This is a genomic window from Arthrobacter sp. TJ-217 (genome assembly GCF_058269255.1).
Map to the genome: position 1 here is coordinate 41,478 of NZ_JBZCNJ010000006.1, position 19,648 is coordinate 61,125.

Here is a 19,648-nt window from a genome sequence, read left to right on the forward strand (position 1 = left end):
ACTGCTCCGCGTGACTCACTACGATCTTGCCGTCGTCGGCTCCGGTTCGGGCAACACGATCATCACCTCCGCCTGGCGGGGCAGGAAAGTCGCGCTGATCGATGGTGGAACGTTCGGGGGAACCTGCCTGAACGTGGGCTGCATTCCCACGAAGATGCTCGTCTACCCCGCGCAGCTCGCCGCAGGCACAGCCGAGGCTGCCCGCCTCGGTGTCGACCTGACACTGGAGGGCGCGCGCTGGCGCGACATCCGCGACCGCATCTTTTCCCGCACTGACTCCGTCTCGACGGAGGCCAGGGACAAGCGCACCGACTCCCACGGGGTCGCTTACTACGCCGAGACGGCCCGGCTCACCGGCCTGCGCGCCCTGGAGACGGCGTCGGGACGGGTGATCACGGCCGACCAGGTGGTACTTGCCGCAGGTTCACGGCCCAGGATCCCGGACGTGCCCGGAACCGGACTCCCTCAAGTCCATACCTCCGACACGATCATGAGGATCGACGCGCAGCCCCGCCGCCTGCTCATCATCGGCGGAGGATACATCGCAGCCGAGTTCGCCAACATCTTCGGCTCGCTCGGAACCCACGTCACCGTTGCCCTCCGCTCCGGAAAATTCCTCAGGGACCTCGACGCAACCGTCTCCAACGCCTTCACTGAGGAGGCCCGGCGGCAGTGGGACGTGCGCCCGAACGCCGAGGTCACCTCGCTCGAACAGAATCCGGACGGCTCGGTCCGGGCGGTGCTCGACCAGCCGGGGAGTCCCTCCGCCGTCGATGTCGACCTCGTCCTTGTCGCAACCGGGCGGATCCCCAACGGGGACCTGCTCGGCGCCGCGGACGCGGGCCTTGATCAGCACGAGGACGGGCGGATCAGTGTTGACGGCCACCAGCGGGTCCTGCGGAACGGACGCCCGGTCGACGGGCTCTGGGCGCTGGGGGACGTCAGCAGCAGGCACCAGCTCAAACATGTTGCCAACGCTGAGGCCCGGACCGTCGCCCACAACCTGCTCCACCCGGAGGACCTGCGCAGCGGCGATCACCGGTATGTGCCGGCGGCCGTCTTCACCCGCCCCCAGATCGCCACCGTTGGCCTCACGGAGGAGGAAGCGCTCCGGCATGCCGCGGACACCGGTGCCGAGATCACCACAGCGGTCCAACCGTACAGCTCAACCGCCTACGGGTGGGCAATGGAAGACACAACGGGCCTGGTGAAGCTGATCGCCGAAAAGGAGTCAGGGAAGATCCTCGGCGCGCACCTGCTCGGACACGAGGCGTCAATGCTCATCCAGCCGCTGGTCCAGGCCATGTCCTTCGGGATTCCGGCCCACGCAATGGCCCGCGGCCAGTACTGGATCCACCCGGCCCTGACCGAAGTCGTGGAGAACGCGCTGCTCTCCCTCAAGACCGGGAAGCCTGACTCACCCCGAAGCCCCGGCTGCACAGCGAGGCGGCCGCCCCCTGAAGGGAGCGGCCGCCGCGCGGGCTGATTACCGGAGAACCCGGAGGGTGTCCTTAGACCCGGGGGGACGCGTAGATGTCCTCAACGACGTCCGAGTAATCCGCGAGCACCTGGGTGCGCTTGATCTTCAGCGAAGGCGTGAGGTGTCCGCTGGACTCGGTGAAGTCCCTCGGGACGATCCGGAAGACCTTGATCGCTTCGGCCTGCGAGACGGTTAGGTTCGCGTCGTCGACGAGCTGCTGGATCTCGGCAAGGACGGCCGGGTGTTCCGCGGCCTCCTCGACCGTGGTGGTCGCAGGCAACTGGTGGCGTTCGAGCCACCCCGGCAGCGCCTCCTCGTCAAGGGTGATCAGCGCGGAGATGAACGGGCGCTGGTCCCCGAGGACAACGCACTGTGAGACAAGCGCATTCGCCCGGATGGTGTCCTCAAGCATCGCCGGAACCACGTTCTTGCCGCTGGCCGTGACAATGATTTCCTTCTTCCTGCCGGTGATCCGCAGGAACCCGTCGTTGTCGAGCTCGCCGATGTCCCCGGTGCGGAACCAGCCGTCCTGGAAGGCTTCGGACGTGAGGTCCGGCCGGTTGAAATAGCCCTTGAGGACGCACACGCCCTTGGCCAGGATTTCCCCGTCGTCGGCAATCTTCACCGCATTGCCGGGCAAGGGCGCGCCCACCGTGCCGATCTTGATCTTCTGCGGGGTGTTCACGGAGATCGGGGCCGTTGTCTCGGTCAGCCCGTAGCCTTCAAGGACCATGAGTCCGATGCCGTGGAAGAAGTGGCCCAGCCTGTCCCCGAGCGGTGCGCCGCCCGAGACTGCGTGCTGGACCTGCCCGCCCATGGCCGCCCTGATCTTCCCGTAGAGGAGGCGGTCGAACAGCGAGTGCTTGAGCTGGAGCAGCAGGGGCACCTTGCCGGCCTGGTCCGCCTTGGACCAGGCGATGGCGACGTCGGCGCCGGCGTGGAAGATCTTCCCCTTGCCGCCGTCCTCGGCCTTGAGCATCGAGTTGTTGTAGACCTTTTCGAACACCCGCGGAACCGCGAGGATGAAGCTGGGCCGGTAGCTCTGAAGGTCGGGGAGGAGGTTCTTCACGTCCGCCGTGTGGGCAACCGTCGCACCCGACGCGACGCACAGCACCGAAATGAAACGCGCAAACACGTGGGCCATCGGCAGGAACATGATTGTCCGCGCACCCTCGTGCGCAACCTCCGGCAGTGCAGCCGCGGCGTTCTCCGAAAGTTCAACGAAGTTCCCGTGGGTCAGTTCGCAGCCCTTCGGCCGTCCCGTGGTTCCCGAGGTGTAGATGATCGTTGCCAGGTCGTCGAGCCCGGCGATCGACCTCCGCTCCGCGAGGACCTGCGGGTCGACAGAGGCACCGGCCGTACGCAGCGTTTCGATGCCGTTGCCGTCGAACTGCCAGACATGCTGCAAGGAGATGGCGGGATCCGAGGCGGCGGCCTCGCGCACGACGTTCTCGTGGCGGGCCGATTCGACGAACGCGCCAACCGCGCCGGAGTCGCTGAGGATCCACGCCACCTGGGCGGGGGAGGAGGTTTCGTATACGGGAACGGAAACCCCACCGGCGAACCAGACGGCGAAATCGACAAGGGCCCACTCATACCGCGTCCGCGCCATGATCGCGATCCGGTCTCCGGCGTTGACGCCCGAAGCGATGAGCCCCTTTGCTACAGCCTCGACCTGATCCCGGAATTCCGTGGCCCGGATGTCCCGCCATTCCCCCGACGTGCCCTGGACCGAGAACAGTGCCGGATTGGACGGCTTGTCCGCCTGCTTCAGCACGAGCCGGGTCGTGTTGCTGTCGCTGGGTGCCTCAACGAGGACGGGAACGCTTATTTCGCGCACAATAGCTCCTTTGATATCGCCGATGCCTTAGGGCATTTCCATAGCCTATAGGTTTCCGACGTTTCGTTACCGTCCAGTAATGTACGAATTGATAACGGTGTGAAAAGCACCGGCGGGCTGTCCGGCGGCGTGGTGGAGGGATATTCGATGGCGCGACAGCAGGACCCGGACGGTGGTTTCCCCCGGCGGCCCAAACCCCGCGCCGCCGGATGGCCGAACCGGTCGCCGCTGCTTCCCCGCTCCGCCCGTGCGGGCCTGCCCAATCCAGCCCGCCGCGGGCTCGCCGTCGGGATCGACGTCGGAGGCACCAAGGTCGCCGCCGGCGTCGTCGATGTCTCCGGCCGCCTGCTCGCCGAAGGCCGCCGCTCCACCCCGAGCGGCAACGCCGGCGACGTCGAGGCGGTCATCGCCGACCTTGTCCGCGAGCTCTCGAGGGACTACCGCATCCGCTCGGTGGGCATCGGAGCGGCCGGCTGGATGGACCTGAGCAATTCGACGGTCCTGTTCAGCCCCCACCTCGCCTGGCGCAACGAACCCCTGCGGCGCAACCTCGAGGCACTGCTCCGGCGCAGGGTAACCGTGGTCAACGACGCCGACGCCGCAGGCTGGGCCGAATGGCGCTTCGGCGCCGGCCGCGGTGAACCGAGGCTGGTGTGCGTGACGCTCGGGACCGGCATCGGCGGGGCGATGATCCTCGACGGGAGGGTGGAGCGGGGCAGACACGGGGTGGCCGGCGAGTTCGGGCACCAGATCCTGGTACCCAACGGCCACCGCTGTGAATGCGGCAACCGGGGCTGCTGGGAGCAGTACGCCTCGGGGAACGCCCTTGGGCGCGATGCGCGGGAACTGGCGGCCGCCAATTCGCCCGTGGCCCAGACGCTGCTCGAGGCGGCGGACGGCGACCCGAACCGGATCACCGGCGCCCTTGTCACCCGCCTCGCCATGGAGGGGGACCCGGCTTCCCGTGAGCTTGTCGATGACGCCGGGCAGTGGCTCGGCATTGGCCTGGCCAACCTGGCCGCCGCGCTTGACCCGGGAACGTTCGTCGTCGGCGGCGGGCTCAGCGCCGCGGGGGACCTGCTTCTCGAGCCTGCCCGGCGGGCATTCGGCCGGAACCTGACCGGGCGCGGGTTCCGGCCGGCGGCGGGGATCCGGGCCGCCGGGCTCGGGCCCGACGCCGGGCTGATCGGCGCGGCTGATCTCTCCCGTTACACTTTCCGCAGCGCCGCGTGAACCCGGCGCGGGAGCGCAGTGGGTAATGACAGCCGCGGGGCGGGTCTAGATTTCGGCGCCGTCGTCGTTGAAATCGCGGTGGCGGGGGAGGCGGAAGAGCAGGAAACCCGCTCCGGCAAGGAACATTGCAAGCACGCCGAGGGTGGCCGCGACAGGGGCGTCGCGCCAGAACATTGCGAAGAGCACAAGCAGGACGGGCCCGCCGGCGGCGCCGAGCCAGGACAGGACGAGCAGCGGATCGCCGGTGCCCAGCGGGGGCGGTTCCGGCGGGATGTATCCGTCGTCCTCCTGCTCGGCGTCGACCACCTCGGGCTCTTCGTAGTCCCGGGGGCCGGAGGGCCGCAGATGCTGGTTGCGGAAGATCGCTTCGACGCGCTCGCGGTCGGTGGGCTGGTCCTCCGCCTCCTGCTCTCCGGGATCGTCGCCGGGAGTGTTTTGAAGCCGGGAAACGATGTCCTGCCAGACGGCGTCGTCGGTGGATTCGTTGGGTTCCTGCCCTCGGGGGCTCATACGCTTGTACCTGCTGTCACGTGCCGGATGAATTCCGCCGAGCGGTCGAAAATCAGTGGTGCATCATGATCCATCGTGGCCACATGGTAGCTGTTCGTCAACCGGACAATTTCAAGGTCGCGGCTGCCCAGCCGCTGCTGCAGCACCGAGATGCTCGTCTCCGGAACCACCGGATCGTTGCCGGACCGGAAGACGAGCGTTGGCGCGTTCACCTGCGGCAGCCGTGCCACGGTGTCCTTGAACAGCCCGCGGAGCTGGTGCACCGCCGCAACCGGGGTCCGGGCGTAGGCACCCTCGTCCTGGCCCTCGAGCTTGATGCTGTTGCCGATCGGGGGCACGGAGCGTAGCACGTACTTCAACACTCCCGCGTAGCGCGCCCTCGGGTCGGCGAAGGTCAGTCCGGGGTTGACGACGACCACGCCGGACACCGAACGCAGGGATGCGAGCCGCAGGGCAAGCGCGCCCCCCATCGACAGGCCCGCGGCGACGATCCGGTCGGTCGATTCACTCAGCTCGTCGTAGGCGATCTCATACGCCTTGTACCAGGCGCGCCACGGCACCCGGGCCAGTTCCTGCCAGCTCGTGCCGTGCCCAGGCAACAGCGGCAGCCTCACCGAAAAGCCCTCGGCGGCCAGATGGTCGGCCCAGCCGCGCACGCTCGCGGGGGAGCCGGTGAAGCCGTGGCTGAGCAGCACTCCCGTCCGCGCGGCCGGGCCCCGGCCGGGAGAGGAGAACGCAGCACCCGAGGGAATAGTCATTTGTCTATGCTCGCACCGGGTCGCGCACCGTACCAGCGGAGCGGATCCTTAGAGTAGTGTCTCAAAGGGAAATAGCGAGCCGGGGACAAGGTTGCCGAAGGCCGCACGGTCCATGCAGGGAGGCTGGCAGCGTGTTTTATTGGGTCATGAAGCGGATCATCGTCGGTCCGATCCTGAGGCTGCTCTTCCGGCCTTGGGTGAAGGGTCTCGACAACATACCCGCCGACGGACCCGCAGTGCTTGTGAGCAACCACCTTTCCTTCTCGGATTCGATCTTCCTCCCCGTCGCCGTGCCGCGGCCCGTCGTCTTCCTCGCGAAGTCGGAGTATTTCAACGGGAAGGGCCTCAAGGGCAGGCTGACGGCCATGTTCTTCCGCCTCTCCAACCAGCTGCCCATGGACCGCTCCGGCGGGGCCGCGTCGTCGTCCTCGCTCACGGCCGGAATGGAGATCCTCAATGGGGGAGGGCTGCTCGGGATCTACCCGGAAGGAACCCGCAGCCCCGACGGGCGCCTCTACCGCGGCAAGACCGGGGTCGCGAAGCTCGTCCTTGCTACCCGCGTGCCGGTGATCCCCGTGGCCATGATCGGCACTGACAAGGTCCAGCCCATCGGCCGGCGCATCCCCAACATCCGGCGCGTGGGAATCATCATTGGCGAGCCGCTCGACTTCAGCCGCTACGAGGGCCTTGCCGACGACCGGTTCGTCCAGCGCTCCGTGACCGACGAAATCATGTATGAACTGATGCGCCTGTCCGGGCAGGAATACGTCGACGCGTACGCCAGCACCGTCAAGGAGAAACTCGCCGCCCAGAAGGCTGCACAGCGGAAGCCGCGGCCCGGGGCCGACACCCGGCGCGCAGCGGTGCGGATCACCCCCCACGACGCCGTGCCCGGCCCGGTCCCCGGCACCGTCACCGAAATCGGCGGGGCCCCCAAGGCGCCGGAACAGGAACGCGGGAACACGGCCTCCTGAGCGGGGTTCAACCGGCGGACACTCCCTGGACTGCCCTGTTAAGGTGCCGCCTGCCGTGTGACGAAGGCGAATCCGCGGATTGGGTACAACCCAGTAGGCTTAACGGGTGAGTGAATCAACAGCATCCGCCGTCCTCGCCGCCGCGCCGCCCCTGTCGACAGTGGCCGGCGGGCTTGACCACTGGCGCACCCTTGCCATTTCGCAGCAGCCGTCATGGCAGGACGCCGCGGTCCACGCGTCCTCGATGAAGGAACTGGCGTCCCTGCCGCCGCTGGTTTTTGCCGGCGAAGTCGACGTCCTCCGGGAGCGGCTTGCCGCCGCAGCGCAGGGCAAGGCTTTCCTGCTCCAGGGAGGCGACTGCGCCGAGACGTTCGAGGGCGCCACCGCCGACCGGATCAGCGCACGGGTGAAGACCATCCTCCAGATGGCCGTGGTGCTCACATACGGCGCGTCCCTTCCCGTCATCAAGATGGGCAGGATGGCCGGGCAGTTCGCCAAGCCGCGTTCATCGAACGACGAGACCCGCGACGGCGTCACACTGCCGGCCTACCGCGGCGACATGGTCAACGGCTACGACTTCACGCCTGAAACCCGCGGCCACGATGCCTCCCGGATGGTGAAGGCGTACCACACCTCGGCCTCGACCCTGAACCTGATCCGCGCCTTCACCCAAGGCGGGTTCGCCGACCTGCGCCTTGTCCATCACTGGAACAAGGGGTTCACTGCCAACCCGGCGCACTCCCGCTACGAGTCGCTCGCCCGCGAGATTGACAGGGCGGTCCGCTTCATGGACGCCTGCGGCGCCGACTTCGAAGCGTTGAAGCGGGTTGAATTCTTCGCGAGCCACGAGGCGCTACTGCTCGATTACGAGCGGGCGCTCACCCGCACGGACTCCCGGACGAACCTGCCGTACGACACCTCGGCGCACTTCCTCTGGATCGGGGAGCGCACGCGCGACATCGACGGCGCCCACGTGGACTTCCTGTCCCGGGTCCGCAACCCCATCGGAGTGAAGCTCGGCCCGAACACGTCGGGTGACGACGCGCTAGCCCTCATCGACAAGCTCGACCCGAACCGCGAGCCCGGCCGCCTGACCTTCATCACCCGGATGGGTGCCCCCAACATCCGGGAGAAGCTGCCGCAGCTCGTTGAGAAGGTCACCGGCTCCGGTGCCCAGGTCCTCTGGGTCACCGACCCCATGCACGGCAACACCGTGACCTCGCCCAACGGGTACAAGACCCGGAACTTCGACGACGTCATCGACGAAGTCCGCGGTTTCTTCGAAGTCCACAACTCGCTCGGGACCTTCCCCGGCGGACTCCACGTGGAGATGACCGGCGATGACGTGGCCGAGTGCCTCGGCGGCGCCGACCCGGTTGACCAGGAGTCCTTCATCGAGCGCTATGAGTCGGTCTGCGACCCCCGCCTCAACCACATGCAGTCCCTCGAGATGGCCTTCCTCGTCGCCGGAGCCCTCTCGAAGCGCTGACGGATTCCGTTACCGCTCAACTCACCGGGCTTCCGCAGATTCAGGCCCGCCCGGTGCCGTTGCGGCGTGCGGTGCAGCGGCGGGCAGGGGCGCGGCGCCGGTTCCCAGCAACCAGCCCGCGGCGGCTGCAAGCACGGCCAGCAGGATCAGCAGCACCACCACCATGGCCTGGCGGTATCCGGCGTGCGGGCCGCGCAGTGTCCTCAGCGGACGCTGCGCTGCGCGGGCCTGCTGCCGTTGCAGGGACCGGTTGCTGCGCTTGCGCTGCGGACGGGCGGTGACCGGGCGGGCCGGTCCGTCGTCCTCCCACCGGTGCGCACCGGCATGTGCCGGGGCAGGCACGGAATCCTGCAGCGGCGGGGCATCGAAGACCCGGGTGTGCTGATCCGCGCCGCCGATCACCGTTGTGGCATCGGATGCGGGGGAGAACCTCCCATTGGGAAGCCCCTCGGCGGAGAACGCCTCGGTGGGATAGGTCCCGGCGGGGAAGGACTCGGCCGTGCGGCGTCCCAGGACCTCGGTTGCCCCTCCGGGCCGACCGCCGGCTTCCTCAGTTCCGGCTTCCTCAGTTCCGGCGGGCGGGCCATAGTCGAGCTCTTCATCGCTGAGGGTGGTGCGGATGTGCCGGAGTTCTCCGAGGAGGGCGGTGCCGTCGACCGGTCGTTCCTCGGGATCGGGCGCGGTGCACCACAGCACCAGTTCATCGACGTCAACGGCCAGGCCCGGCAGGGCGGTCGAGGGGGCCGGCACCCGCTCGTACGCGTGCCGGAAGGCGACCTGGAGGGGAGTGTCCCCGGAAAACGGCTGCCGCCCGGTGAGCAGTTCGAAGAGGACGATGCCGGCGGAGTAGATGTCGCTTCGGGCGTCGGCCCCGGCGCCGGTCACGAGTTCGGGGGAGATGTAGGCCGCTGTTCCCACGAGGGTGGCTGTGCCGGTGCTCGCGGAGACCGCCCGGGCAAGGCCGAAGTCGGCGATCTTGATGGAGCCGCTGCTGGCGAGGAGCACGTTCTCGGGCTTGATGTCGCGGTGGGCGAGCCCGGCCTCATGCGCCGCGGCAAGCCCCTCGATCACCGGGTCCATGAGGGCCAGGGCCTGGCGGGGAGACAGCCGGCCGTGCTCGGTGAGCAGGTCGCGCAGGGTCTTCCCGGGAACGTATTCCATGACGAGGTAGGCCGTCGTGTGCCCGCCGGAGTCCTCGACGCCCTGGTCAAGGACGCCCACGACGTTCGGATGGGAGAGCCGGGCGGCGGACTTCGCCTCCTGCTCGAAGCGTTCGAGGAAGCTCTTGTCTTCGGCGAGGTGGGGGTAGAGCACCTTCAGTGCCACCCTGCGCTCGAGCCGGCGGTCCAGGGCAAGGTAGACGGTGGACATGCCGCCCCTGGCGACGCGCGACTCGACGAGGTAACGCCCGTCGATGAGGGCGCCGATCAGTGAGTCGTTTCTTGGTTCCTGCACCTATCGATCCTAAACGCACGGCGGGCGGAGGGCAGGATTCCTGTGAACCCCGCCCTCCGCCCGCCGTGCGTTCAAAGCCGGTTTACCGGAAGTTCTTCTGATGCGCCTTGATCGCCGCGACGTAGTTCTTGGTGTCGGCGAACATTCCGTGGGTCTTCACCGAATACTGCCCCTGGTAGTACGAGGCGATGGCGATGTCCACCGACGGGCTGGTCCGCAGCAGTGCGCGGATGATCGCGACGCCGGCCGTCGCGTTGTCCTGCGGGTTGAGCAGGTTCAGCTTGCGGCCGACGAGTTCGCTCGCCCACTCCCCGGACATCGGAATGACCTGCATGGCGCCGATGGCATTGGCGGGAGAGACTGCGCGCTGGTTGAAGCCGGACTCCTGGTAGGAGAACGCGAGTGCGAGGCTTGGGTCAACGCCCATCGAGCGGGCGGTGTTCGCGACGATGACCTTCATTTCCGCGGGGGTGGGAGCAGGCAGCGAGTTGAGGATCTGCTTGTTCCGGTTCGCGTCGGCAACGACCGCCTGCGGGTAGGTGACCCCGAGGAAGGTCGAGGGAACGAGGTCCGTGGGTGCCGGTGCCGCAGGCGTCGTACCCGTCCGGCCCGGGATGGTGAGCTTCTTTCCCGGGTAGATAACGGTGTTCATGGACAGTCCGTTGGCCTGGAGCAGTGCGCTGAGGCTGACCTTGTGGGACGCGGCAATTGCACCGAGGGTGTCTCCGGGCTTGATGACGTAGGTTCCGCCTGCGGCCGGGGCGGGCGCTGGTGCGGCCGGTGCCGAGGGCGCGGTTGGCTTGGCCGGTGCCGCGGCGGGTCCGCCGAGGGTGATCTTCTGTCCCGGGTAGATGATCGAGTTCATCGACAGGCCGTTTGCTGCAAGGAGGCTGCTCAGGCTGACGCCATGGCGGGCGGCGATGGCTCCGAGGGTGTCCCCGGGCTTCACGGTGTAGGACGCCGAGGCGGAGGAACGGGGGGCCGCGGGGGCGGAGGGCTTGGAAGGCGCCGCGGCGGCAACGCCGCGGATCTTGATCTTCTGGCCGGGGTAGATGACTGTCGAGACGTTCATGCCGTTGAGCTTCAGGACCGCGTGCATGTCGACACCGTGCTTGCGTGCGATGGCACTGATTGTGTCGCCCGGCTTCACCGTATGGCTGGTCGACGCCGTAACGGCCGGAATCCTCACTGCGGGGACCTGGGCGGCGATTTCCGAGGCCGGAACCAGGGCGGCCGGAGCGGGAAGCTTCACCGAGGGGAGGTGCTGGCGGACCGTGGGTGCGGCAACGGTCTGCACCGCTGCTGCCGGTTGGGCCAGGGCCACCGACGAGAAAATGACCGCGGGGATCGCTGCGGTCGAAACGGCCAGGTTCCGCCGCCGGGGAATTGGGCGCAGCGAAGAGGGCTTCGAAGCTGCGCTCGGTAGTGCAGACGGGGGCTGGGCAGTCATTGGCATTTCCTCATCTTTTGGCGGTTGGGCAACCGCACGTCTGGTCAGTGCCGGGAGTACTTCTCCTGAACCCGGCACTGCAAGGGTGCGAAGGTAGTGCAGTGGGTCACATGTTGTTACTGTTACTCGTGTGACTTATGTGAATGTACACGATTTTCGCTTAGCACAACAGACGTGCATCCGCCGGTAGGTTGGAGCCAGCGTGTCGGGCCGCACAGCGGCCGGCGCGGAACCGATGTGGAGAGCACCACCGCCGCGTGGCACCCTTAGAGGGTGACTGAACTAGAAACACTCGTGCCAGCCTGGATGAACCTTCCCGAGGTCGCGGACCTGCTTGGTGTCCCGATCACCAAGGTCCACGGGCTCCTCGACGAACGCGCACTGGTTTCGGTGCGCATCACCGAACGCAACATCCGCAGCATTCCCGCCGATTTCTTCATGGACGGCGCGGTACTGGACAGCCTCAAGGGAACCTTGGTGGTGCTCGGCGACGCAGGGTTCAAGGACGACGAGATCATCCGGTGGCTGTTCACCCCCGATGATTCGCTCCCGGGCCGGCCGATCGATGCCCTCCGCGAGGGCCGCAAGACCGAGATCCGCAGGCGCGCGCAGGCAGCAGCCTGGTAGCAGGACGGAGCTGGCATCGCCGGACCTTCCGGCGGCGGCTGCCTAGAAGGTGCGGCTGACCGCGGCTTCGCCGAGGGAGCGGAGCGCGGCGGCCGGCACGCTGTCGATCTCGAGCCGGTCGAGGGCGGCGAACGCCTCCGACGTCCGTTCTTGGATGAGCTGTTCAGTGGTGGCCAGAGCGCCGCTGGCGCTGATCAGCGAACGCAGTTGGGCGACGCCGGCGTCGTCGAGGTCGTTGCTGCCCAGCAGCGCGTTGATCGTGCTCTGCTCCTTGGCGGTGGTGCGCGCCAGGGTGCGGGCGATCAGGTAGGTGCGCTTGCCCTCCCGGAGGTCGTCCCCGGCAGGCTTTCCGGTGACGGCCGGGTCGCCGAAGACCCCAAGGACGTCGTCGCGCAGCTGAAACGCCTCACCCAGTGGGAGCGCGAAGGCGGAAAACCCCTCAAGCAGGCCGGTTGCCGCTCCCGCAAGGGCTCCGCCAAGCATCACCGGGCGTTCGATCGAGTACTTCGCGGACTTGTAGCGCAGGATGTTCAGCGCCCGCTGCGCCGCGGCGTCCGGGTGTTGGTCCGGCCCCACCGCCTCCTCAAGGAGGTCAAGGTACTGCCCGGCCATGACCTCGGTACGCATCCGGTTGAAGATGAAGCGCGCCGCCGGGGCTCGCAGCTCGTCACAGGCGGTGGTGAATACCTCTTCGCTGAACGCCAGGCACAGGTCTCCGGCGAGGATCGCCGACGACACCCCGAAGCGGTCGGGGTCGAGGTGCCACTCGGCATCGAGGTGCAGCTGGCTGAACCGCCGGTGCACGCTCGGAGCGCCGCGCCTTGTCTCGGAGCGGTCAATGATGTCGTCGTGCATCAATGCCGCGGCCTGGAAGAACTCAAGGGCCGTGCCCGCCTTCGCAACCGACCGTGAACCCTCGGCGCCGCCCGCCGCGCGCCACCCCCAGTAACAGAGCAGGGCGCGGATCCGCTTCCCGCCGCGTGTCAGCTGCCGGATTGCGTCAAGCAGGGCGAGGGACTCGACGGAGATTTCCGAAAGGGTCGCCTCCTGTTCGCCAAGGAAGGCCGCTGTCTCCTCCGACATGACGGAAAGGAAGCCCGACTGCTCGTCGCGGATCTGCTTCATCATGCCGTCCTCCTGGTCGGCGGTGCGGATGGCGGACTGCATGAATCTCCCCGGCGGACTAGGCAAGCGTTATCGAACCCAACTCTAATCGCACCTGTTGCCCCGCAGAGCCGGATCCCGGCGACGCCGTCGGTGGGCGTGGGTACGATGATCAGGTGTTGTCCGAACCTGAGAGCCAGCGCGCCCCAGGCGGCGAAAGCGCCATCCTGCATATCGACATGGACGCCTTCTATGTATCAGTCGAGCTGTTGAGCCGCCCCGAGCTCCGCGGAAAGCCGGTGATCGTCGGCTCGCCATCCGGGCGTTCGGTTGTGCTGTCGGCCTCCTATGAGGCTCGCAGGTTCGGGGTGAGGTCCGCGATGCCCATGGCCGTCGCGATGCGGCGGTGCCCGGCCGCCGTCGTGGTCGAGCCGCACCATCGGCACTACGCCGAGGTCTCGGCGGGGGTCATGGAGATCTTCCGGCAGGTTACGCCCGAAGTCGAGCAGTTGAGTGTCGACGAAGCGTTCCTCGATGTCTCGGGATCGCTGCGCCGGCTCGGCGGGCCCCGGGTGATCGGGGAGCAGGTGCGTGAAGAGATTCACCGCTCACTCGGAATCACGGCCAGCGTGGGGGCTGCGACAACCAAGTTCGTTGCGAAGATCGCCTCAACCCGGGCCAAGCCCGATGGACTGCTGCTGATCCCTGAATCAGAGACCGTCGCCTTCCTCCACTCCCTTCCCGTCTCCGCCCTGTGGGGCGTCGGTGCCACAACCCAGGAGACGCTCGGCCGGCTGGGGATCCGGACGGTCGAGGACCTTGCGCACACCCCCGTCTCGGCCCTGCGGCGCCTTCTCGGCAGCACGGGCCAGCATGTCCATGACCTCGCCTGGGGGAGGGACCCGCGGAAGGTTGTTGTGTCGCGCAGGGAGAAGAGCATCGGTGCTGAGGAGACCTTCGCCGAGGACATTTCCGACACCGCCGTACTGAAGACTGAACTGCTGCGCCTTGCACACCGCACCGCCGTGCGGCTGCGCGCCTCAGGGGCCTCGGCCGGAGGGATAGCCCTGAAGGTGAGGTACGCCGACTTCTCGACGATCACCCGCTCCAAGAAGCTTGAGCAGCCGGTTGACAACGCCCACGCACTCTACGGTGCCGCAACATCGCTGCTCGTCGCCCTCGGCACCCGCCCCATGGCTGTCCGCCTGATCGGGCTTCGGGCCGAACACCTCACGGAAGGCTCCGGCGCGCACCAGTTGACGATCGACCGCCAGGACGATAACTGGCGGACCGCCGAGGCGGCCCTTGATGAGGTCAACCGGAAATTCGGCGCAGCAAGCGTTCGGCCCGCCGGGCTGCTTCAGCCCCCGGACCGGCGGAAGGGTGTGCCTAACCGCACACCGGAGAAGCCCGTATTGTGACTTTCAAGTTGCTGCGCGGAGAACTACTCTTTATATAGGTCACTCAAGCGCGACGGTGCACCTGCCTTGACGACCGCCCTGATCCCCGTGCCCGGGGACGGTGCAAGGCGGAGTGTCCGGAGGGATGGGCGTGGCGCGGCGAAATGGTGGGTAACGGGAACCACCAGGGCGCCGGGCTCGTTTGTTGGGTGAAGGAACGTTGGTACCCATTTCAAGGAGGCGGTCATGGCTCTCTCGGAACACGAGCAGAGGTTGCTTGATCAGCTTGAACAGCAGTTACACGCCGACGATCCCAAGTTCGCTCATTCGATGGCATCAAGTACCCGCCGATCAATGTCCACGCGCAGGCTGGTCATTGGGTCGCTCGTTACAATTGCCGGAATATTAGTGCTTCTTGCCGGAATCGGATATCAAATCATTGCTCTTGGTGTTGCGGGGTTCCTGATAATGGGCGCGGGAGTATATTTCGCAACCACCAAAGCTAAATCTTCAGAAAAAGGAACTGCGGCCGGCGCTCCCTCCAAACCGGCCTCCGCAGGCAAGAGTGGCTTCATGAGCAGCCTCGAAGACAAGTGGGACGAACGCAAGCGCGATCAGCCCTAGGGCGGCCAGTCCCACCTCGAGCAGCCTAGCCTTAAACTCTGGCGAAAGACCCGCATCTGCGGGTCTTTCGCCATTTAACGCGGTTTTTCCCGCGTGGGCCCGTCCCTGCGGTTCCCCAAACCATCCCCTCGCACGTTCCGCCTGCCGGCCGGCTGCAGCCCGGCGGCGGGGTCCGCGGCCGCCCCTGGTCTCCGCCGGAGAGGGCGACACGGCCGAAGTGGAGCGCGCTCCGGGCGTGGTGGATTGACTGTGGGGGGTTGTGGAGTAAAGTGGAGCGCATAAGAGCGAATCGGTAACGAACCGGCCTTCGCCCAATTCAGAACAGGCGGTGGGGGATGTTCCTCGGAACTCACACTCCCCGTTTGGATGAAAAGGGCAGGTTGATCCTTCCGGCCAAGTTCCGCGAGGAACTTTCCGCCGGACTGGTGCTGACCAGGGGGCAGGAACGGTGCATTTACGTTTTTAGTGCCAGCGAATTCGAGAAGGTCCACGAGCAAATGAGGACGGCCCCGATTTCCTCCCGGCAGGCACGGGACTACATCAGGGTTTTCCTTTCCGGTGCGTCGGATGAGGTGCCGGATAAGCAGGGGCGGATCACCATCCCGCCGGCTCTGCGCTCGTATGCCGGGCTCGACCGGGAACTCGCGGTGATCGGAGCGGGAAGCCGCGCCGAGATCTGGGATGCGGGTGCCTGGAACAGCTACCTGGAGGAGAAGGAAACAGCCTTCTCCGAAACGGACGAAGACGCACTGCCCGGCATCTTCTAGGAGGTGCCGGTGAACACCGGCATCAGCCCAGGGGTTCCACAGCACAAACAAGAAACAGAACAACAGAGATACAGCACAACAGAGGAACGGCGCCAAGAACTCCTGAGATGAGATCTCCAGCCGCCGGACGCGCTGATCCACCTGGCTCCACTTCCCCGGAGCCAGGCGGTGGTACGGACGGCCGGATGGGGATCTGATTTCAGGATCTCCTCCAGCGTCAGCTCAACAGAACCGGAAAACAGCACGAATACCCCCTCGTTCGGTGGCGGGTAGGCAGACCCACGCAGGAAGGAGACCGTGCATGAGTGATGAGCGCCCGACCGGCGAACGGCACGTCCCGGTCCTGCGTGAACGCTCTGTTGCACTCCTTGCCCCGGCAGTCCTCTCCGCCCAGGACGCCGGCCGCCGTCCCGTTGTCATCGACGCCACCCTGGGCATGGGCGGACATTCCGAAACGATGCTCGAAGCCTTCCCGTCCCTCCACCTTGTCGGGATTGACCGCGATCCGCAGGCGCTGCGCCTTGCCGGTGCACGGCTCCAGCCCTTCGACGAGCGCCTCGACCTTGTGCACGCCGTGTACGACGAAATCGAGGACGTGCTCGAAGACCTCGGCGTTGATGCGGTCGACGGCGTCCTCTTCGACCTCGGTGTATCCTCCCTGCAGCTTGACGAACGTGAGCGGGGATTCGCCTACTCCTACGACGCGCCCCTTGACATGCGCATGGACACCAGCCGCGGGGTGACCGCGGCGCACGTGGTCAACACCTACTCCGAGGAAGACCTGGTGCGGATCATCCGTGCCTGGGGTGAGGAAAAGTTCGCCGGCCGCATCTCCTCGGCGATCGTCGAAGCGCGCCGCAGCTCCCCAATCACCACAACCGGCGAGCTCGTCGAGGTCATCCGCGGCGTCGTCCCGGCGGGTGCGGCACGCACCGGGGGACACCCGGCCAAACGCACCTTCCAGGCGCTGCGCATCGAAGTGAATGAGGAGCTGACCGTCCTCACGCGCGCCGTGCCGGCCGCCATCGACGCCCTGGCCGTCGGAGGGCGGATCGTTGCGCTGTCCTACCACTCGCTTGAGGACAAGATCGTCAAGGCCGCTTTTGCGCGCGGCACCAAGTCCTCGGCGCCGCTCGGGTTCCCAGTGGAACTCGAGGAACACAAGCCTTACCTGCGATCCCTGACCAAAGGCACCGAGGCGCCAACGGAGCAGGAAATCCAGGAAAACCCCCGGGCGGCCTCCGCCAAGCTGCGGGCAGTCGAAAAAATCCAGGCAATCCCAACGAACAGGAAAGCACAATGAGCCAGGCACTGAGCGCGGATACTCTGTCCTTCGACGCGACCTCCGGCAGCAGTGCCCTCAGTATTTCCCCCGTCAGGCGTGCCCAGCCGCAACGCGGCCCCGGTGAGCGGACCCGCACCCCGCTCTCGGTCGTACCCGCAAGGGCGGCCCGGCGCCGGGTTCCCTTCGTTGTCTTCAGCTTCGTCGTCCTGGTCGCGGCGCTGGTGACGGTCCTGATCCTGAACATCTCCGTCTCAAGCGCACAGTACGAACTTGTCCAGCTGCGCGGCAAGCAGGTCGCCCTGACCCAGGAAAACGAAGCACTGGTTCAGCGGCTCGAGGACGTCGCCGCGCCGCAGAACCTCGCCGCCGAGGCGACGAAACTCGGCATGGTGGCGTCCCCGACTTTCGGAACGATTGACGTAGATTCTTTGAAGGTCACGGGGAGCCCCGAAGCTGCGAAGGAGGGAAGCAAGCCACTGGCTCTGATCGCGGCTCCGGAGGTAGTGACGGCGGAAGACGTGCAGGCCCTCCAGCCGGCGCCGCCCGCCGCACCTGCCCCCGCCCCGGAGGCACCAGCCGAGGCCGCAGCTGATGCTCCGGCGGCCGCCGCAGCGGAACCCGCCGAGGCAGCCGAGCCGCGCGACCGGCCGGCGGCTGCCGCACCGGATGCCGGTGCACCAGCGCGCAAGGCGCAGGAGGCCGCCGCACGCGGGGCTGCCGACAAGCCGGTGCAGGGCCTTGCGGGCGGAACCATCCCGGGTCCGCAGCAGATTCAGACGAACCGGTAGGCCGGGGCAGTCTGGCTGCCTTCCGCTTTCTACCGTTCGATCTGACTGACAAGGAATTCCAGTGTCCCACCCCACCGCCGGAAGCCAGGATGCCAGAAGAGTCGCCCTCGGATCCCGGCGCCTGCGCGTAGGCCTCGCCTTCGTCCTGGTGCTCCTGATGGTCCTCGGAGTGCGCCTGTTCCAGCTGCAGGCCCTCGACCTCGACGGGCTGGCTCAGGCCGGGCTCTCCAAACGGCTCACGACCATCCCGGTCCAGCCGGTGCGCGGCTCGATCCTCGACACGAACGGCAAGTACTTCGCCCGCAGCGTCGAGCGGTTCGACATCGTCGTGGACCAGCGCCTGAGCGGCGGGGAGACCTTCGACCGCTACAACGAGGAGCTGGGGGAGCGGGAGTTCGACATCCCGGTCGACAAGGGTTTCCAGGAGCTCTCCGCGGTGCTCGGCATCGACGCCGAGACGCTGAAATCCTCGATCCTCGGCGACAAGAGTTTCAACTATGTGGCGCGCACCGTCACGCCCGATGTGAAGAACCGGGCCCTCGCGGTGGGCCTCCCGGGCGTCTACGCCGACGCGACAAGCGTCCGCACCTACCCGGCAGGCCCGGTGGCCGGGTCGATCATCGGCTATGTCGGGCCCGACGGCGTGGCACGCGAAGGCCTCGAGCTGTCCCTCATGGACGAGCTGACCGGAACCGCCGGCAGCAAGACCTATGAAATCGGCGGCGACGGAATCCGCATCCCCTACGCGACAAACGAGGACGTTCCCGCGGTCGACGGCCAGTCAGTGCGCCTGACGATCGACCAGGACCTGCAGTGGTTCGCCCAGCAGACGATCGCCTCCCAGATGAAGGAATACAACGCCGAGTGGGGGAACATCGTTGTCGTCGAAGCCAAGACCGGCAACATCCGGGCCCTGGCCGAGTCGACGACACCGGACCCGAACAACCCCGGCCAGACGGCGCCGAAGTTCCGCAGCCCGCTGTCGGTCACGGCCTCCTTCGAGCCCGGATCGACGACCAAGCTCATCACCATGGCCGCGGCGCTCGAGCAGGGGCTGATCGAACCCACATCGCGGTTCGAGATACCTCCGCTGTACACGATTGACAACCAGACCTTCAAGGACGCCTTCGACCACGGAACCGAACACCGGACGGCGGCGGGAATCTTTGCCCGGTCCATGAACACCGGAACCGTGAAGATCGGCGAAAAGCTCACCAAGCAGGAGCGCTACGACTGGCTCCGGAAGTTCGGGATCGGCGAAGTGCCGGGGACCGGGATCAGCGGGGAGTCCCCGGGCATCCTCGCCAAACCCGAAACCTGGGACGAGCGGCAGCAGTACACGGTGCTCTTCGGGCAGGGCCTGGCCCAGACCGCCCTCCACACGGCGATGGTCTACCAGACCGTCGCCAACAACGGGGTGCGCCTGCAGCCGCGGCTCATCGACGCGTTCATCGACCCCGACGGCACCGAGCACAAGGTCCCGGCCGGCAAGGCCACCAAGGTGGTCTCCGAGCCGACGGCCAAGAAGCTCCAGAAACTGCTTGAGACGACCGCCGTGGAGGGGTCCGGCAAGTCCGGCGCCCTCGAGCAGTACCGCGTCGGATCGAAGACCGGCACGGCCGAGGCGCCCGGCGCGAACGGCGGCTACGACGGATACACTCTGTCCTACGCCGGAATCGCGCCGATCGAGGATCCCGAATACGTTGTGGTTGTGACGCTGCAGCGCCCGAAGGGGGACCTCTACTACCTGATTCCGGGGGAGTCGTTCCAAAAAGTCATGAAGCAGGTCCTGAACTCCAACAACGTTCCACCCTCTACAGGTAAGCCAGAAACTTACCCGGTTGAGTACTGAATCCGGGAGAAA

17 protein-coding genes are annotated in these 19,648 nt (G+C 66.9%); 11 read left to right on the forward strand and 6 right to left on the reverse strand.

Annotation, left to right across the window (positions count from 1 at the left end):
* Positions 1-10 precede the first annotated feature (10 nt).
* Positions 11-1,486 (forward strand): mycothione reductase, encoded by a 1,476-nt coding sequence (locus AC4D2R_RS11960; RefSeq protein ID WP_490940179.1) that lies wholly within the window; start codon positions 11-13, stop codon positions 1,484-1,486.
* A 25-nt stretch (positions 1,487-1,511) separates the two neighbouring features.
* Here AC4D2R_RS11960 and AC4D2R_RS11965 read toward each other — a convergent pair whose 3' ends face one another.
* The gene (locus AC4D2R_RS11965; protein ID WP_490940180.1) at positions 1,512-3,320 is read right to left on the reverse strand and encodes an AMP-dependent synthetase/ligase; all 1,809 of its coding nucleotides are present in this window, start codon (positions 3,318-3,320) and stop codon (positions 1,512-1,514) included.
* 147 nt (positions 3,321-3,467) lie between these two features.
* Here AC4D2R_RS11965 and AC4D2R_RS11970 point away from each other — a divergent pair, with 147 nt between their 5' ends.
* Positions 3,468-4,553: an ROK family protein gene (locus AC4D2R_RS11970; protein ID WP_490940181.1), complete on the forward strand. Its 1,086-nt coding sequence runs from the start codon at positions 3,468-3,470 to the stop codon at positions 4,551-4,553.
* Between the two features lie 45 nt (positions 4,554-4,598).
* Here AC4D2R_RS11970 and AC4D2R_RS11975 read toward each other — a convergent pair whose 3' ends face one another.
* Together AC4D2R_RS11975 and AC4D2R_RS11980 are read right to left on the reverse strand one after the other, a co-directional pair.
* Entirely contained in the window at positions 4,599-5,063 is a 465-nt protein-coding gene (locus AC4D2R_RS11975) for a hypothetical protein (RefSeq protein ID WP_490903653.1), read from the reverse strand.
* A complete protein-coding gene (locus AC4D2R_RS11980; protein ID WP_490940182.1) occupies positions 5,060-5,821 on the reverse strand; it encodes an alpha/beta hydrolase in 762 nt (253 codons plus the stop codon). The genes AC4D2R_RS11975 and AC4D2R_RS11980 overlap by 4 nt, the downstream gene beginning before the upstream one ends.
* Positions 5,822-5,952: 131 nt before the next feature.
* On the opposite strand from AC4D2R_RS11980, the gene AC4D2R_RS11985 reads away from it, so the two are divergent.
* Both AC4D2R_RS11985 and AC4D2R_RS11990 read left to right on the forward strand, forming a co-directional pair.
* Positions 5,953-6,795 carry a lysophospholipid acyltransferase family protein gene (locus AC4D2R_RS11985; protein ID WP_490903651.1) on the forward strand — a complete coding sequence of 281 codons (843 nt, stop codon included), beginning with the start codon at positions 5,953-5,955 and terminating at the stop codon, positions 6,793-6,795.
* A 151-nt stretch (positions 6,796-6,946) separates the two neighbouring features.
* Positions 6,947-8,284 (forward strand): class II 3-deoxy-7-phosphoheptulonate synthase, encoded by a 1,338-nt coding sequence (locus AC4D2R_RS11990; RefSeq protein WP_490940336.1) that lies wholly within the window; start codon positions 6,947-6,949, stop codon positions 8,282-8,284.
* Positions 8,285-8,305: 21 nt separating this feature from the next.
* Here AC4D2R_RS11990 and AC4D2R_RS11995 read toward each other — a convergent pair whose 3' ends face one another.
* Entirely contained in the window at positions 8,306-9,739 is a 1,434-nt protein-coding gene (locus AC4D2R_RS11995; protein WP_490940183.1) for a protein kinase domain-containing protein, read from the reverse strand.
* 82 nt (positions 9,740-9,821) lie between these two features.
* Complete coding sequence (locus AC4D2R_RS12000; protein WP_490940184.1) at positions 9,822-11,189, reverse strand: LysM peptidoglycan-binding domain-containing protein; 1,368 nt, start codon at positions 11,187-11,189, stop codon at positions 9,822-9,824.
* 306 nt (positions 11,190-11,495) lie between these two features.
* On the opposite strand from AC4D2R_RS12000, the gene AC4D2R_RS12005 reads away from it, so the two are divergent.
* Positions 11,496-11,816, forward strand: a complete 321-nt coding sequence (locus tag AC4D2R_RS12005; protein ID WP_490940337.1) for an Rv2175c family DNA-binding protein — start codon at positions 11,496-11,498, stop codon at positions 11,814-11,816.
* Between the two features lie 42 nt (positions 11,817-11,858).
* Here the strand turns inward: AC4D2R_RS12005 and AC4D2R_RS12010 are convergent, their stop codons facing one another.
* The gene (locus tag AC4D2R_RS12010; RefSeq protein ID WP_490940185.1) at positions 11,859-12,983 is read right to left on the reverse strand and encodes a polyprenyl synthetase family protein; all 1,125 of its coding nucleotides are present in this window, start codon (positions 12,981-12,983) and stop codon (positions 11,859-11,861) included.
* A 116-nt stretch (positions 12,984-13,099) separates the two neighbouring features.
* Between AC4D2R_RS12010 and dinB the strand changes: the two genes are divergently transcribed.
* The 6 genes from dinB (at position 13,100) to AC4D2R_RS12040 (ending at position 19,636) form a co-directional block, all read left to right on the forward strand.
* Entirely contained in the window at positions 13,100-14,341 is a 1,242-nt protein-coding gene (gene dinB, locus AC4D2R_RS12015) for a DNA polymerase IV (RefSeq protein WP_490940338.1), read from the forward strand.
* A gap of 225 nt (positions 14,342-14,566) precedes the next feature.
* Complete coding sequence (locus AC4D2R_RS12020) at positions 14,567-14,944, forward strand: SCO2097 family morphological protein (RefSeq protein ID WP_490940186.1); 378 nt, start codon at positions 14,567-14,569, stop codon at positions 14,942-14,944.
* A 335-nt stretch (positions 14,945-15,279) separates the two neighbouring features.
* The gene (gene mraZ / locus AC4D2R_RS12025) at positions 15,280-15,711 is read left to right on the forward strand and encodes a division/cell wall cluster transcriptional repressor MraZ (protein ID WP_490903646.1); all 432 of its coding nucleotides are present in this window, start codon (positions 15,280-15,282) and stop codon (positions 15,709-15,711) included.
* A 301-nt stretch (positions 15,712-16,012) separates the two neighbouring features.
* A complete protein-coding gene (rsmH, locus tag AC4D2R_RS12030; RefSeq protein ID WP_490940187.1) occupies positions 16,013-17,014 on the forward strand; it encodes a 16S rRNA (cytosine(1402)-N(4))-methyltransferase RsmH in 1,002 nt (333 codons plus the stop codon).
* Positions 17,011-17,784 carry a cell division protein FtsL gene (ftsL, locus tag AC4D2R_RS12035; protein WP_490940188.1) on the forward strand — a complete coding sequence of 258 codons (774 nt, stop codon included), beginning with the start codon at positions 17,011-17,013 and terminating at the stop codon, positions 17,782-17,784. The genes rsmH and ftsL overlap by 4 nt, the downstream gene beginning before the upstream one ends.
* Before the next feature lie 61 nt (positions 17,785-17,845).
* Positions 17,846-19,636 carry a peptidoglycan D,D-transpeptidase FtsI family protein gene (locus tag AC4D2R_RS12040; RefSeq protein ID WP_490940189.1) on the forward strand — a complete coding sequence of 597 codons (1,791 nt, stop codon included), beginning with the start codon at positions 17,846-17,848 and terminating at the stop codon, positions 19,634-19,636.
* Positions 19,637-19,648: the final 12 nt, after the last annotated feature.